The following is a 15,675-nucleotide window of genomic DNA, read 5'->3' as shown; positions in this document are numbered from 1 at the left end:
GGCAGATAACAACAAAGGGGGAGCTAAAATGAATGCGATTACAATTGTTGTAGGTGCTATCTGTATCTTAATGATTGCCTACAGGCTATATGGAACATTCATGGCCGCTAAAGTATTAAAATTGGATGATTCAAATCCTACTCCGGCACAGAAATTAGAGGATGGACAAGATTATGTGCCGACAAATAAATGGGTGGTTTTCGGCCATCACTTTGCGGCAATCGCTGCAGCAGGTCCGCTTGTCGGGCCCATCTTGGCAGCACAATTCGGTTATCTGCCGGGGTTAATTTGGCTATTAGTTGGTGCGGTTATTGGGGGAGCTGTCCATGATATGGTCGTCCTTTTCGCCTCTATGCGGAGGGATGGTAAATCCCTTTCTGAAGTAGCCAAAGAAGAACTTGGCCCAGTCGCTGGATTCTGTACAGGGCTTGCCATGCTCTTCATCATCACGATTACAATGGCTGGTTTATCAATGGTTGTCCTTGGTGCGCTTGAGCGGAACCCATGGGGAACATTTGCAGTCGGCATCACAATTCCAATCGCGATGGGTGTTGGTCTGTATCATAAGAGAACAGGGAATTTGAAGCTTGCCACAACAGTCGGATTTATTCTAATCATGCTGGCAATCGTGCTTGGACCGAATATTCAAGGCACGTGGTTCGGCGATTTATTGACGCTTGAGAAGAGTACACTAGCTATTATACTTCCTATCTATGCTTTCTTCGCAGCGGCACTGCCGGTCTGGTTATTGCTGGCACCGCGTGATTATTTAAGTACATTTATGAAAATCGGCGTTTTCGCAGCACTTATTGTCGGGGTCTTCATTGTTAACCCAGAAGTCCAATTCCCAGCCTTTACAGAGTTCATTAACGGCGGAGGTCCGGTTGTCGCAGGACCTGTATGGCCGTTCATTTCCATCACGATTGCCTGCGGTGCCATTTCCGGGTTCCATGCCTTCGTTGGCTCCGGTACAACACCGAAAATGGTCAATCGCTGGAAGGATATTAAAGGGGTCGCCTTTGGTGCGATGCTTGTTGAATGTTTAGTAGCGATTATGGCCCTGATTGCAGCGATTTCCCTGCAGCCAGGAGATTACTTTGCGATTAACTCAACGCCTGAGCAATATGAAAAATTGAATATGGAGCCAGTTCATTTGGAACGATTAAGTGAGGATGTCGGAATGGACCTTGAAGGCCGTACAGGCGGAGCGGTAACACTTGCTGTTGGGATGACAGAGATCTTTACGAATGTACCATTCTTTAAGAACTTAGCTTCCTACTTCTATCAGTTTGTTATTCTCTTTGAGGCCGTGTTTATACTGACCGCGATTGACTCAGGGACAAGGGTAGCCAGATACTTAATTCAAGACTTCTTCGGTGAATTCTATAAACCGCTGAAACGAACTGATTCTCTCTGGGCGAATATATTTGCCAGTGCGCTCGCCTGCTTTGTTTGGGGGTACCTCCTGTTCTCAGGAGATATCAGCTCCGTATGGGCCCTGTTTGGAGTATCAAACCAATTGATGGCCTCCATCGGTCTGATTGTCGGTGCGACGGTTATCCTGAAGATTGCGGACAAACGCTGGTATATGCTTACATGTCTAGTACCGCTCGCTTACTTGTATGTGACGGTTAATGTGGCCGGTTATTGGATGATTACCAATGTATATATGAACGCAGAAAGTGCAGGCTATAATATCTTGAATGGGGTTCTATCCATTATCATGCTTATCCTCGGATTCGTTATTTTGGTAGCGTCCATTAAGAAATGGCTTGAAATGATGAAATTGCCACAGGCAGAGCTTGTTGCAAAATCAGCTAAAGAACTTGTCTGATTGCCTGAGCCCAGGGGCTGTTGTCCCTGGGCTTTTTATGTATGATCTGCTTTTATCTTATCGGACATTTGGTAAAAATTTAAATTATTGTTGATATTTAGAAAATTATGTTTATAATAATAGTTAATCGAATAAACAGGTAGGAGAATATGAGAAGATGCCTAAAATGAAAGCCTTTACAAAAGGCTGTCATTCGGCATGTTCTCTTTTTTCTTGCCTATTCGGCTAAGAAGAAAAAGGGGGATGAAGACAAGTGAGGAAATATCATTGGAGCAAGCCGTTGCTCGCTCTTGGCTTAATTGGCGGAATACTGGCTGGCTGTGCAGGAGAGGAAAGCTCAGGAGGATCTGGCGGTGGAGCTGACGGACCGGGGAAAATAACGTTGTATTCACCGGAAACACCAGACTTTACAAAGGAGCTTGCCTCTAAGTTTGAAGAGATCAAAGGCGGCAAGGTGGACGTTCAGTATGCAGGAACGAATATATTAGTTAATCGGATGATGGCCGAGAAGGATAATCCGCAAGGGGATGCTTGGTATGGGGGCGGAGGCATTCTGACATTTGAGGCCAATGCTGACAAAGGTATTATTGGTGCATATGTGCCAAAGGAGGCCGAGGATTGGGATGTAGTTGAAGACGGTATCAAGCTAAAGCATGAGGATGACAAGTATGTCGGGGTGGAAGTATTCGTGCTTGGCTTTGCTTATAATACCGAGCTGGTGAAAGAGGAAGAAGCGCCAAAAACATGGGATGACCTGCTAGACCCTAAATGGAAGGGGAAAATTCAATTTGCGAACCCTGCTGCATCTGGAACCTCGACCTTAATGGTGCTGAATCAAATGATGCAGCGCGGGGAATCAGAGGGCTGGGCGTATATGGAGAAGTTAGTGGAACAGGCGAATTCCATGCCTGACTCCGGTTCTGCCCCTACAAAGGCTGTAGCAATGGGGGAAGCCCATATCGCTGTTGGATTTGATTTCATGGCCTATGAGGCAAAAGCAAAGGGCGAAACAGTCGATTTCGTTGTACCTGATAAAACACCAATCCTCGTCAATCCAATTTCAATGGTGGAAGGGGCGCCAAATGAAAAGGGAGCGAAGGAATTCATTGATTTTATGCTATCAAAAGATGCCCAGCAAATACTGGCTGATTGGTATCATATTCCGATTAACCCGGATGTCGAGTCCAAAACACCATTGACCTTGGAGAATGTAAAATCGCATGCGGTCGACCTGGACATTGATTGGGTGAACAAAAACTATGACAAGGTCAGAAATGAATGGAAAGAGAAATTCCAGTAAGGAAGAAGGGGCGATATTCATGGGTTCCGTTACAGTCGACCAGTTAAATAAAGAATTTTCCGGAGTGAAAGCATTGAATAACGTCAATCTAGAGATTAAGGAGGGCGAATTTTTCGCCCTTCTTGGTCCATCCGGATGCGGTAAAACAACGACAATGCGATGTATTGCAGGCTTTGAGGAGCCTACATCAGGTGTCATCAGAATTGGAGAGGAGAAGGTTAATCATATCCCTCCGAACAAACGGAATTGCGGGATGGTATTTCAAAGCTATGCACTTTTCCCTCATATGAATGTTTTTGAAAATGTAGCATACAGCCTCAATATTAAACAATTGAATGAGAAGAATGTACTCGCCAAGATGGGAGTCTATGCCCGCTTGCTTAACCGGCGGCTGGGGCGTATGCCGAAGGAAATGGAACGGAAGGTCATGGAGATATTGGAGTATATGGAGCTTGAGCCATATGCCGACAGGCTGACGAGTGAGCTTTCAGGCGGACAGCAGCAGCGTGTCGCCTTAGGCCGTGCCCTTGTGATGGAGCCGGCAGTATTGTTAATGGATGAGCCGCTGTCCAATCTCGATCAGAAGCTCCGTCATTCGATGAGAAATACGATTAGAAGGATTCAACAGGACTTGGGAATTACCACCATTTTCGTTACGCATGATCAGGAGGAAGCGATGAGCATGGCTGACCGCGTGGCGGTTATGAATAATGGGGAGGTCAAGCAAATCGGAAGGCCTACTGACCTGTACAGTCATCCATCAAGCCCTTTCATTGCTAATTTTGTGGGTACCTCTAATATGTTAAATGTGCAATCAATTGAACGTGTAGGGGCGTATTCCATCATTAAAGGGGAAGGATTCGCCCTAAAAACGAATCATCAAAGCAAAGAGAAAGGCACAGTGATTATTCGTCCTGAAAGCATACAAATTCATCATGCCGATACAGAAATGAATCCGGAATTGATGAATATACTAGAAGGAGAAATTTTGATTTCTACCTATTTAGGCTCTATTGTCCGTTATGAGGTTAAGGCAGCGGGTCATACATTGATTGTGGATGCTACCTATGCCTCTGGAGAGAGTATTTTGAAACCAGGAACGAAGGTTAAGCTCGCCATTGAGCCTGAAAGGGTGCTGGTCATATGAAGAAAGGGAAAAGAGCATTCAATGGTCTGACACTCGTCAAAGTCCTTATTTATTTGTTTTTTGGCTTATTCCTGATCTTGCCGCTCTTATCCGTCTTTTTGGTCAGCTTCACTGGTCAGCCTGTAAATTTATTGGGCTCCATAACAGATCCGGCCATTCTGAACTCAACCATTGAGAAGTTTAAAGGGGCTTCATTTGATGCGTACGAGTCCATTATTACGAGCAAGGGCTATTTTAATAGTCTTATAAACAGCTTGCAGCTTGCCATTACCGTAGCTGTACTGGTCATTGTTCTTTGCGTGCCCATTGCTTATGGAATCGCTAGAACGACCATGCCCTTTAAGAAGACGATATCTGCCCTATGCACGATTCCATTAATTGTGCCGACCTTTATTTCAGCCTATGCCTTTATTCTCATGTTCGGGAGATCGGGGTGGATAACGGCCATTTATCAAAAGCTTGGCGGAGAAGGGATGCTGATCGATCCATATTCCATGGCTGGAATCGTGATTGTACAGGTGTTTTTCTTCTTTCCATATGCTCTATGGCCAATGGTTGCTGCCTTTAAGGTGAGTGATATCACGCTTGAGGAGGCATCACTTAATCTAGGAGCTAAAAACTGGTTCACTTTCGCATTTGTGACATTTCCACTTGCCCTTCCAGGTATTATATCAAGTGCATTATTAATCTTTACGGTAAGTTTCTCTGACTTTGGGACACCAATCATTCTTGCCCCAAAAGCACTTAATTTGCTAGTTGTCGAGGCTTACCGTGAAATTGCAGGATTTTATAATTGGGGCGGTGCGGCGATATTAACAGTCGTAATGGTTCTCGTTGCAGCCTTTTTCTTCTGGCTGCAGTCCTTATCGACAAAAGGCCGCAATTACGGATCTGTTTCCGGTAAACCTAAAATGCAAAGATTGAATAATCATAAAGGATTAACAAGATTCTTATCCACTTACAGTTTTCTTATTGTTTTAGTTCCTTTTCTTGCGATGGTCTCCATTGTCATTCAATCCTTTGCAACAACTTGGGGGAAGGACTTCCTGCCAAGCGGCTATACAATAAAGCATTATCAAACCATCTTTACGAGCTCGCTTGGAAATATCCAAAACAGTTTAATTCTCGCCTTTGGAGCCTTAGTATTAAGTGTCGTAATTGCGACCTTTATCTCTTATTTTGTTGTCCGGCAAAATGCTTCGAAGCTGGATTTTGTGACAAATATTCCGTTGATAGTTCCGGGAATTGCGTTTGGGATTGCCTTGATTCAAACCTTTAACACAGCCCCCCTGCAATTAACCGGTACCGCTCTTTTATTGATTGTTGCCTATACGATTAGAAGATTGCCCTATATGATTCGATCGACAATGGGAACAATGAGAGCTATTAAGCAGGATATTGAGGAAGCGGCTATTAATCTTGGAGCAACACCGCTGACTGCTGCCATTACCATCATTGGTCCATTAATGCTTCCAGGGATAGCGGCAGGATCATTGCTCGTCTTCATTACGGTTATTAAGGAAACGTCTATCTCCATTCTCATAGCACCTGCAGAATGGGCGCCAATGAGTCTGGCAATCTTTCAAAATATCCTTCGGGGCGAGTATTATACAGCAGCTGCCATGTCTGTCATTCTAGTCATCTTAGTCTTGATTCTGCAGGCAGCGGCCAACCGTATATCAAAAAATGATTGAATGATCTGGAGGAGAAGGATGAGAGGATATATATTTGATTTGGATGGTACGGTATATCTGGGGGATGAGCTGATTGACGGGGCGAAGGAGGCTATTGCGGAGCTCCAAAGCCGCGGGGATCAAGTTGTGTTCTTGACCAATAAATCGATTGCCACTCGGATGCAGTATGTTGAGAAGCTGCGTAAGCTAGGGATTCCCGCTGAGCTTGATCAAGTGATTAATTCCAACTTTATTACAGCTAAGTATTTAAAGAGTATGATGCAAGAACAAGAGGCTGTGCTTGTTATTGGGGAAAAACCCTTGGTGGATGAACTCACTGAGATGGGAATCCAGATAACGGAGAATGAGAAGGAGGCCCGCTATGTTGTCATCGGCTGGGACCGTCAGTTCAACTATGAAAAAATCAACAAAGCCTATCAGGCTTGGCTGAATAAGGCGAAAATTATTGCGACAAATCCAGATCGTACCTGTCCGGTGGATGGCGGTGAAATACCAGATTGCGGTGCGATGATTGGGGCTCTTGAAGGAGCAACGGGACAGCCCATAGATTCCATAACAGGAAAGCCATCCCGGCTCATGGCTGAATTTGTCGTTACCGATGTTCTGATGATGAACCCATCTGACTGTTTTATGATTGGGGACCGTCTGGAAACAGATATTAAGATGGGGAATGAGTTTGGCTTGAAATCAGTACTTGTCTTGACTGGAATTACCACAAGAGAAATGCTCGGAGCTGCCTCTTTCTCTCCAGCCTATGTGGTAGACAGCATCAAGCAGGTTCCGGCTTTATAAATCAAATTGCCACATGGCAGGATTTCCTGAAGATACAGCGAGAGCACCTGCTTTTAGAGCCGCTAGAATTTCTGATTCCTCGCTGATCAATCCACCGACGATCAGCGGGAGTCTTATTTTGCGAGAGAGATCATCAATGATTTTGGGCATTAATCCAGGCAGGACTTCCACCGCATCCGGCTTGCAGGCATGAATATTCTCGATGCCTTTTTGTACAGCAGCGCGGTCAATTAAGAAAATACGCTGTATGGTCATTAGGCCCTCTTCTTTTGCTAATTTGACAACATTGCTTTTCGTTGTGATAATCCCAGTCGGCTTCCATACTTGAGCAATAAATTGAAGAGCGCTTTTCGTATTGGAGAGTCCCTCGATGAAATCTAAATGAATGAATACATACATTCCACTGGATTTCAATTCAGAAATAATTCCTTGCATATTCATTAGATTGCCAGTTAGTAAAAAAGCGATATTTGCTCGGCTGTCTATGGCCTTTTGAATATCCTCTTTTTCTTTAATGCTTGCAATCAATTGTGATTCAACCATGTCTACTATTCTCATTGGTCATCCCCCTGTGCAGTTTTTGTAAATTTTAACATACTATTGATTGAATTGGAGAAAGAGGGAGAATTCCAGCATATAGGATATGATTGAAGCGAAATTTGTTACAATAGAAGAAAGGCTTGTCTCTGTATGTGCAAATAGCCGACAGGGGCTTTTTTATTTCAATGATAAAGGCGGATAGACATTTGACAATTTATTTATATACGTATGCGTGCAGTCCAGAGGAAGAACCGCTGTGCCAGATGGAAATGCGTTCACTCTTCGGGTGTGAAGCAGGTCCATATGTAATCTTGAGCAAGAAGAAAATCGAACCAGAGAGAAGTCCTTTTATCCGGGAGCGGATTGAGGTCATGTTTGAAGGGGATACGTATCATTCCCTTGCCGAGCAAGCAAAGAATCTGGTAATCGGAGAAGAGACATTTAAGGTATTGCTCATCAAAGATAATGATTTAGAAGAGAGGCTTTCTTTGCAGAAGAGACGGAGCATAGAGAGGGAGATTGGTCTGTCTATTCAGGGGGTCGCCGAATTAGAGCATCCAACTCATCTATTTGCCGTTATTCCATATAAAGGAGTCTGGTACTTCGGCCGCTACAAAAAGGGGGAGGCGGTATGGCTAAAGCATCAGCAAAAGCCAAGAGAATATTCAACAGCGCTCAGCACAAGGATGGCGAGAGCGGTCGTGAATATCGCCGTTCCAAAGGTGGAAGGTACGAAGGTCATTGATCCATGCTGTGGAATTGGGACGGTTTTGATTGAGGCTCTTTCGATGGGAATGGATATAACGGGAAGGGATATCAAGCCATTACCAGCGATAGGGGCAAGAGAGAATATCGCTTATTTCGGTTATGAATGTGACGTAAGGAAAGGGCCAATCGAGGAAGTGACTGAGCATTATGATTCAGCAATCATTGATTTGCCCTATAATTTATGTCATACCGCCTCACCAGAGGAGCAGCTATCAATATTAATTCATGCCAACCGAATTGCTGACAGGATTGTGGTTGTGACCGGTGAACCGATTGATGCCATGATTGAACAGGCAGGCCTGATTATCATGGATCGATGTGAAGCCAAGAAACCTGGTTTTACGCGTGAAATTCTCTTATGCAGGAGTTCCAATATTCCAGCAGTTTGAGAGATAGCTGATAGAAAATGGGGGATGGATGTGAAGAAGCTGAAGGGGAAAAGGATTGCCGTATTGGCATCTAGAAAAGTCGAGGAAATGAGCGCCATCATTCGTAATTTGGGAGGTGAGCCCGTGGTTAGGCCAGCCCAAGGGACGGTCTATCTTGATCATTCACAGTTAAAGGATGATATCGTCCGTTTGCTCAATCATCAATATGAATGGGTCATATTCACCACTGGAATTGGGGTGGATACTTTATATAAAGCAGCTTGTGAGCTTGAGCAGGGAAATGCCTTTATAGAGGTTTTAGGCAAAATGAACATAGCTGCAAGAGGATACAAGACGGTCAATATGCTGAAAAAACTTGGTCTCCGTCCAATTGTTCGCGATGATGATGGCAGTACAAAGGGGCTCGTGCGAATGATGGAGGAGCATTCCTTGGAGGGATGCCGCACCGCCTTACAGCTTCACGGCGATCCGGCACCGCTTTTGATTGAATGGCTTGAAAAGGAGAAGGCACAATATAAAGAAATTCTGCCTTATCTCCATACTCCGCCGGAAACAGATGTGATGGAGCAATTGCTAGGTGAGCTGCTTCAAGATGTGTATGATGCCGCCTTCTTCACGAGTACTCCGCAGGTTCGTCATCTTATGATGTATGCAGATGAGAAGGGGCATGGAGAGGAATTAAGGAAAGCCTTTGAATCAAAGGTTCTGGCACTTGCTGTCGGGAAGGTAACTGCCCAAGCACTGCACGAGGCTGGTATTGAGAGGGTCGTCTTTCCGCAGAATGAAAGGATGGGCAGTGCCATCGTCGAATTAGGAAACTATTATCATAGCAAAAAGGACATCTGAGCTTAACCTCAGATGTCCTTTTATTATTTATTACCAATCCCATACTAAGACAAACAGGGATCCGAAGATTGTTACAATCGCAACGAATAATGCGTATAGAATATTCGTATACAATGTTCCTTTTTCTTTGGACTCGCCAATATGCATGAACAAGAAGAGCTGCAAGCTGGCTTGAAGTCCTGCGGTTACGAGCAGGATCGTCATTTTGACTCCGAATGATACATCTAGGTAAAGAACCATTAATGCAGCTATGGTCAGAGCGATTGATGACAAGAATCCGAGTACATGCTCTTTAGGAAATAACTTTGCCATATTACATCAGTCCTTTCAAGTAGACGAAGCTGAAGATGAAAATCCAGACGACATCTAAGAAATGCCAATAAAGGGAGAAGATAAAGGATTTATTGGCTGTATGTGTATTAAGACCATGTTTCTTCACTTGAAGCAAGATGGCAAGTCCCCAGAAGAAGCCAAATGTAACGTGGGCTCCGTGAGTTCCAAGCAGTGTCAATAAGGCAGATGTGAATCCGCTTGTTGTGATTGCTGCCCCTTCATGTACATAGTGGAAGAATTCATATATCTCAATACCTAAGAAGGCAAGACCAAGTGCAAGTGTGATAACCATAAAGGTCATCATGGCTTTTTTCATACCCATACGCATCGCATGAATCGCGATACCAATTGTAAAGCTTGATGTTAATAGGAGGAATGTTTCCCATAACACGCCGGAGATCTTAAAGATTTCCTCACCAGTCGGACCGTTGCCTGTTCCATTTTCCAAAACGAAATAGACGGTAAATAAGGTGGCGAAGAGAACAATTTCAGCTCCGAGGAAAATCCAGAAACCTAAGATTTTCAGCTGGTTTTCCTCTGTTCTATATTCTAATGGCTGTGAGGCATCTAGCTTCATTTTGTTTCACCTCGCAATTTCTTTTCTTCAGCTTCTAATTCTTTCACAGAGATATGGAATCCATGATCATTGCTGAATGAACGTGCAAACAGCAGGTAGAAGATTGGAATCATGGCGATAATGGCCGGAATCCACCAGCTGAATACCATAAAGAATCCCCAGAAGAAGAAGGCAATCGCCATCCAGAATGGCATAAAGCTTGAGTTAGGCATATGAATTTCTTCTAATTTACCTTTGAAAATCTTATGTTTACCCAGTTTTTCATCCCATAAAGTATCTACAGAACTCACTTCAGGTGTGATCGCGAAATTGTAGGATGGGACAGGTGTATGTGTAGCCCATTCCAATGTACGTGCATCCCATGGATCATTATTGCCATTCAAGCGCGGTGCATAGCGGAAGCTCCAGTAAATATTGTAAACCAAGAGAATGAACCCAATCGCTAAACCGACAGACCCAATTGACGCAAGCAGATTTAACGGTCCAAAGCCGCTTTCCTCAGAATACGTATACATACGACGGTTCATCCCTTTAAGACCGAGTGCAAATAAAGGCAGGAAGGTCACGTTAAAGGAGATGGCAATCCACCAGAATGCGCGTTTTCCTTGTTTTTCATTAAGCATGAAGCCGAAAATCTTTGGCCACCAGTAATAGAAACCAGCTAGAACACCGAAGACGGTACCAGGAATCAATACATAGTGGAAGTGGGCAACTAGGAACATCGTGTTATGGTATTGGTAATCCGCACTTGCCATTGCAAGCATGACCCCTGTAATACCGCCGAATGTAAAGATTGGAATGAATCCTAGTGCATACATCATTGGTGTTGTAAATTGGATTTTCCCTTTGTACATCGTTAAGAGCCAGTTAAAGATCTTAACCCCTGTCGGTACAGCAATCAGCATCGTTGTAATGGAGAAGAAGCTGTTAGAGAGAGCTCCTTGACCCATTGTATAGAAGTGATGGACCCAGACAAGGAATGATAGAGCTGAGATGGCAAGCATACTTGCAACCATTGATTTATAGCCAAACAAATTCTTCTTAGAGAAGGTTGAAATAACTTCACTGAATATACCGAATGCAGGCAGGATAACGATATATACTTCTGGATGTCCCCAAACCCAGAACAGGTTGGCCCAGAGCATATCCATACCGCCGTCAGTCATAGAGAAGAAATGTGTGCCGAACAAGCGGTCTAATGTCATTAACGCAAGCGCGACTGTTAATACAGGGAATGCGAAAACGATGATGATGTTGGTAATTAAGATAGACCAAGTGAACATTGGCATTTTCCAAAGTGTCATGCCAGGTGCACGCATTTTTAGGATGGTGACGATGAAGTTAATCCCTGTCATCAATGTACCAATCCCGGCAATCTGAATCGCGATTGCGTAATAGTTGTTACCGACGGATTCACTGAATTCCGTACTTGCCAGCGGGAAGTACGCTGACCATCCAGCATCCGGAGAACCTCCGATAACGAATGAAATATTGAAAAGCATGGCTCCGGCAAAGAATAACCAGAAGCTGACAGCATTCAAATACGGGAACGCTACATCACGGGCACCGATTTGAAGCGGTATGACAATATTCATTAAACCGATGATAAAAGGCATCGCCATGAACAAAATCATGATAACGCCGTGAGTTGTAAAGACCTCGTTGTAATGCTGGGCATCTAAGAAGCCGTTCTCAGGCATAGCGAGCTGCCCGCGCATCATTAATCCGTCAATCCCTCCGCGGAATAACATCAGGAGGGCGGCAATAATATACATAATCCCAATTCGTTTATGATCAACGGTTGTCAGCCATTCATCTCTTAGCCAACGCCATTTCTTAAAATAGGTCAGACCCACAACAATGGCCATCGATACAGCGACAATACTGACCATGGCTCCATAAATTAACGGGTCCCCAAGAACAAAAAATTCATCCCATTTCACGTTTGTTTAGCTCCTTTCGTATAGGTGTTAGTGGTTTTCATGATGCTCTGATTGCTCAGAATCCTTATCGAATTGATTTTCCTGATCAGGGTCCTCGTTTGATGGAGCCTTTTCAGCGCCGTGGTTATGTCCCTCAGGCGGCGGGCTGAACTCCAAGTGAGTGGAAGAATAGCTTTGGCGGCCGACATAAGCTGTGTCTAAAAGCTCGTCGAACTTCTCTTCTGTCAGTTCAGGCTCATTTGCTTGAACTTGCTCTACCCATTCTTCAAACTCTTCATTAGACATTGAGAGTGCTTCAAATTCCATATGGGCAGTTCCTTGTCCGCTGAAGTTTGCATTACGTCCCATCATGGACATTTCGTTATCGGCTACGAAATTAAGCTTCGTGACCATGTCAGACATCGCATATTTTTGTCCGCCTAATTGCGGAATCCAGAAGCTGGTAATCGGTCCGTAGGAATACAGACGGAATTCTACGACTCTATCAGTTGGGATATTGACGTAGTTAACGGTTTCGATATCCTGTTCAGGATAGCTGAAATGCCATTTCCAGTTGGAGGAGGAAGCATAAATAACGAGAGGTTCTTGATCCTCATAGCCCTTCGGCGTGCTCTCAACCTCGAAAGTGGATACGACTGTCACGTAACCAAGAATAGAGACAATGATAATTGGAATAGCTGTCCATATGATTTCAAGTGTTTTGCTGCCTTCCATATGCGGAGGCACATAATCTTTAGGAGCTTTGGAAGCTCTATATTTCACTAGCATGAAGATATACAGCACATAAACGACAATCATAACGCCAGCCAGCATCAGGATGGAAAAGATAATCGTATCTGACTGAGTTTTGGCTACTGGTCCGTTAGTGTCGAACACAACCCAGTCACATCCGGCTAACAGAAGAATCGATGCCAGCATGGACCCTAAAAGTCCTAACTTTTTTTTCATAATGTTCCCCTTCCGTAAGTAGTGTAAGTTAGCTAAATATAAGCTGGGAATAGAAAAAGAATAGACAAGTAGATTTTAAAAAACCAACCATATATGTAGCTATTTAGATGAATTACATTCTTTTACCATACCCCAATTTTCAATATAATAACTGTATTTCCAAATTACAAATATATGTATCTGAAAGAGGCAAATGTTTTTATCATATTTGACAAAGTTGTGAACTCATTAACAGGAACTTATAATAATGGATTTTTATGTAAAATATGTGGCTAATTAGTGAATAAAACGCGTGGTTATCAGTTATTTATCAAGTGAGGACGGAGTTGTTCAATTATTGTTTTTCATTCTGACAAGAGTCCTTCTGCTAGAGTTATTCTGTTGTAGATAGTGTTAATAAAGGACATAGAAAAAGGTTTTAAAAAGTATATCGATAAAATAAATGATTAAACGCTAGTCCTATATATATAGGAAGAAAGGTCAATGTGCTGCTAAAATATTTGGAAAAAAATGTAGGAAATGCTCAGGTGATAGAATGGGAGCCGCTATATACTAGAGTGGAAGTTTATGATTGTTTGGAGGGATGAGAAGGAATGAAGAAAGTTATTGTTTTACTTATTGTAAGCGTTTTCTTTTCTCTAGGGGCTATTACATCGGCAAATGCGGCTATGGGTAAGCAGAAACCGCAAAAGGTGACGAATGTAGCCCATAGAGGAGCTTCCGGGTATGCTCCAGAACATACGATTACTTCTTATAAGCTTGGGGATAAGATGGATGGCGATTATATCGAAATTGATCTCCAAATGACAAAGGATGGCCAATTAATTGCAATGCATGATGAAACCTTAGACAGGACAACAAATGGAACAGGGTTTGTTAAAGATTATACGATAAGGGAAATTAAGAAGCTTGATGCTGGCAGCTGGTTTAATGAAAAATATCCCGAATATGCGCGTGAAGAATATGTTGGTTTACAGGTCCCTACTTTAGAAGAAGTCTTTAAAAAGCTGGGTAAGCATAAAAAGTATTATATTGAAACGAAATCCCCTGATGTTTATCCAGGTATGGAGGAAGAATTAGTACGCCTAATCAATAAGTACAAGATTAATAAGAAAACATTGCTGCTTCAATCGTTCAGTCCAGACAGCCTCCTGAAACTCCACTCGCTGGATCCGAAATTAAAGCTCGTTCAATTGATTTCCTATAAAAGCAAGGCCACGATAACGGACGAGGAAATTGATTACGTCAAAACGTATGCAGTAGGTATTGGGCCTAATCATACGTATTTAAATGAAGCCTATGTTCAAAAGGTCGTGCAAAATGGTTTGGACATTCACCCATACACTGTCAATACAAAGGAAAGAATGAAAACCTTGATTGATTGGGGTGTGACAGGGATGTTTACCAATTACCCGGATGTATTGGATCAATTGAAGAAGGAATTGAGAAGAGGGAAATAACCCTCTTCTTTTTTTGTCTAAGCGGCTTTCCTTCCTGCCATAAATTTTTGAAAGTGTTTGTTTGATAGGCTAGATAATTGGTAGAATATAAATAATTGTGTATTTTGTTAGATAAATAGAATTAATAGAATGAAATGTATGTTTTCGTATTCGACTTGGAATCAAACAGAAGTCTATATGAAATAAGGAATGATCATCCATGAAAAAAGTTATATTATTGCTGGCTGTATTTATTTTTGTCTTTACTGGTCTTCTATCAATTGATAATGATGCTTCCGTGATTGAGAAAGAAATAGATATATTAAATGTGGCGCATCGGGGAGCCTCTGGCTATGCTCCGGAACACACGATTGCTTCCTATCAACTTGGAGATAAAATGAATGGAGATTATATTGAAATCGATCTACAGATGACAAAGGATGGCAAATTAATCGCGATGCATGATGATACAATTAATCGCACAACCAATGAATCAGGAAGTGTGAAGGATTTCACCTTGAGAGAAATCAAGGAACTGGATGCAGGGAGTTGGTTTAATAAAGCATATCCGGGTAATGCTAGTAAGGAATACATTGGACAAAAAGTACCTTCCTTAGAAGAAATCTTCGAGTTATTCGGAGAGGAAAAAAGATATTATATTGAAACAAAATCTCCGGATGTCTATCCAGGGATGGAGGATAAATTATTACGCTTAATCAACAAATATAAGATTGATAAAAATAATTTAATAATACAATCATTCAGTCAGGAAAGCTTGTTGATACTTCACTCGTTAGATCCTGAATTGAACTTAGTGCAGCTAGTTGCTTATCAGAATGAGGCCACGATAACGGACGAGGAAATTGACTATATCAAAACGTATGCAGTAGGTATTGGGCCTAATCATACGTATTTAAATGAAGCCTATGTTCAAAAGGTCGTGCAAAATGGTTTGGACATTCACCCATACACTGTCAATACAAAGGAAAGAATGAAAACCTTGATTGATTGGGGTGTGACAGGGATGTTTACCAATTACCCGGATGTATTGGATCAATTGAAGAAGGAATTGAGAAGAGGGAAATAACCCTCTTCTTTTTTTGTCTAAGCGGCTTTCCTTCCTGC

14 protein-coding genes are annotated in these 15,675 nt (G+C 42.7%); 9 read left to right on the top strand and 5 right to left on the bottom strand.

Annotated elements, in window-relative coordinates:
- The first annotated feature begins 28 nt into the window (after positions 1–28).
- The 5 genes from ACI35L_RS13590 to ACI35L_RS13570 all read left to right on the top strand — a co-directional run bounded on the left by ACI35L_RS13590 (position 29) and on the right by ACI35L_RS13570 (position 6,767).
- Positions 29–1,834, top strand: coding sequence for a carbon starvation CstA family protein (locus ACI35L_RS13590; protein WP_049672161.1), 1,806 nt, complete (start codon positions 29–31; stop codon positions 1,832–1,834).
- A 253-nt stretch (positions 1,835–2,087) separates the two neighbouring features.
- Positions 2,088–3,134, top strand: a complete 1,047-nt coding sequence (locus tag ACI35L_RS13585; protein WP_082197194.1) for an ABC transporter substrate-binding protein — start codon at positions 2,088–2,090, stop codon at positions 3,132–3,134.
- On the top strand, positions 3,094–4,281 hold the full coding sequence (locus ACI35L_RS13580; protein WP_439803111.1) for an ABC transporter ATP-binding protein: 1,188 nt from the start codon (positions 3,094–3,096) through the stop codon (positions 4,279–4,281). The genes ACI35L_RS13585 and ACI35L_RS13580 overlap by 41 nt, the downstream gene beginning before the upstream one ends.
- Complete coding sequence (locus ACI35L_RS13575; protein ID WP_439803110.1) at positions 4,278–5,975, top strand: ABC transporter permease; 1,698 nt, start codon at positions 4,278–4,280, stop codon at positions 5,973–5,975. The genes ACI35L_RS13580 and ACI35L_RS13575 overlap by 4 nt, the downstream gene beginning before the upstream one ends.
- A gap of 18 nt (positions 5,976–5,993) precedes the next feature.
- Positions 5,994–6,767 carry an HAD-IIA family hydrolase gene (locus ACI35L_RS13570; protein WP_439803109.1) on the top strand — a complete coding sequence of 258 codons (774 nt, stop codon included), beginning with the start codon at positions 5,994–5,996 and terminating at the stop codon, positions 6,765–6,767.
- Here ACI35L_RS13570 and ACI35L_RS13565 read toward each other — a convergent pair.
- Positions 6,762–7,325 (bottom strand): glycerol-3-phosphate responsive antiterminator, encoded by a 564-nt coding sequence (locus tag ACI35L_RS13565; protein WP_049672158.1) that lies wholly within the window; start codon positions 7,323–7,325, stop codon positions 6,762–6,764. The genes ACI35L_RS13570 and ACI35L_RS13565 overlap by 6 nt on opposite strands.
- 170 nt (positions 7,326–7,495) lie before the next feature.
- Between ACI35L_RS13565 and ACI35L_RS13560 the strand changes: the two genes are divergently transcribed.
- Together ACI35L_RS13560 and ACI35L_RS13555 are read left to right on the top strand one after the other, a co-directional pair.
- Positions 7,496–8,464: a TRM11 family SAM-dependent methyltransferase gene (locus ACI35L_RS13560; RefSeq protein WP_439803132.1), complete on the top strand. Its 969-nt coding sequence runs from the start codon at positions 7,496–7,498 to the stop codon at positions 8,462–8,464.
- 24 nt (positions 8,465–8,488) lie between these two features.
- Positions 8,489–9,310: a uroporphyrinogen-III synthase gene (locus tag ACI35L_RS13555; protein ID WP_439803108.1), complete on the top strand. Its 822-nt coding sequence runs from the start codon at positions 8,489–8,491 to the stop codon at positions 9,308–9,310.
- Between the two features lie 30 nt (positions 9,311–9,340).
- Here the strand turns inward: ACI35L_RS13555 and qoxD are convergent, their stop codons facing one another.
- The 4 genes from qoxD to qoxA are packed head-to-tail and all read right to left on the bottom strand — an operon-like array spanning position 9,341 to position 13,111.
- Positions 9,341–9,622, bottom strand: a complete 282-nt coding sequence (gene qoxD / locus ACI35L_RS13550; protein ID WP_049672156.1) for a cytochrome aa3 quinol oxidase subunit IV — start codon at positions 9,620–9,622, stop codon at positions 9,341–9,343.
- A 1-nt stretch (position 9,623) separates the two neighbouring features.
- Positions 9,624–10,220: a cytochrome aa3 quinol oxidase subunit III gene (gene qoxC, locus ACI35L_RS13545; RefSeq protein ID WP_049672155.1), complete on the bottom strand. Its 597-nt coding sequence runs from the start codon at positions 10,218–10,220 to the stop codon at positions 9,624–9,626.
- Positions 10,217–12,163 (bottom strand): cytochrome aa3 quinol oxidase subunit I, encoded by a 1,947-nt coding sequence (gene qoxB, locus ACI35L_RS13540; protein ID WP_439803107.1) that lies wholly within the window; start codon positions 12,161–12,163, stop codon positions 10,217–10,219. Before qoxB ends, qoxC begins: the two co-directional genes overlap by 4 nt.
- Positions 12,164–12,190: 27 nt before the next feature.
- Positions 12,191–13,111 (bottom strand): cytochrome aa3 quinol oxidase subunit II, encoded by a 921-nt coding sequence (qoxA, locus tag ACI35L_RS13535; protein WP_439803106.1) that lies wholly within the window; start codon positions 13,109–13,111, stop codon positions 12,191–12,193.
- Between the two features lie 593 nt (positions 13,112–13,704).
- Between qoxA and ACI35L_RS13530 the strand changes: the two genes are divergently transcribed.
- Entirely contained in the window at positions 13,705–14,571 is an 867-nt protein-coding gene (locus tag ACI35L_RS13530; protein WP_439803105.1) for a glycerophosphodiester phosphodiesterase, read from the top strand.
- 199 nt (positions 14,572–14,770) lie between these two features.
- Entirely contained in the window at positions 14,771–15,637 is an 867-nt protein-coding gene (locus ACI35L_RS13525) for a glycerophosphodiester phosphodiesterase (protein WP_439803104.1), read from the top strand.
- Positions 15,638–15,675: the final 38 nt, after the last annotated feature.

Origin of the sequence: Pradoshia sp., from assembly GCF_051873915.1 — a bacterium.
Taxonomy (GTDB): Bacteria; Bacillota; Bacilli; order Bacillales; family Pradoshiaceae; genus Pradoshia.
Note: the sequence above shows the minus strand (reverse complement) of the source record. Positions and strands in the feature narration are given on the sequence as shown.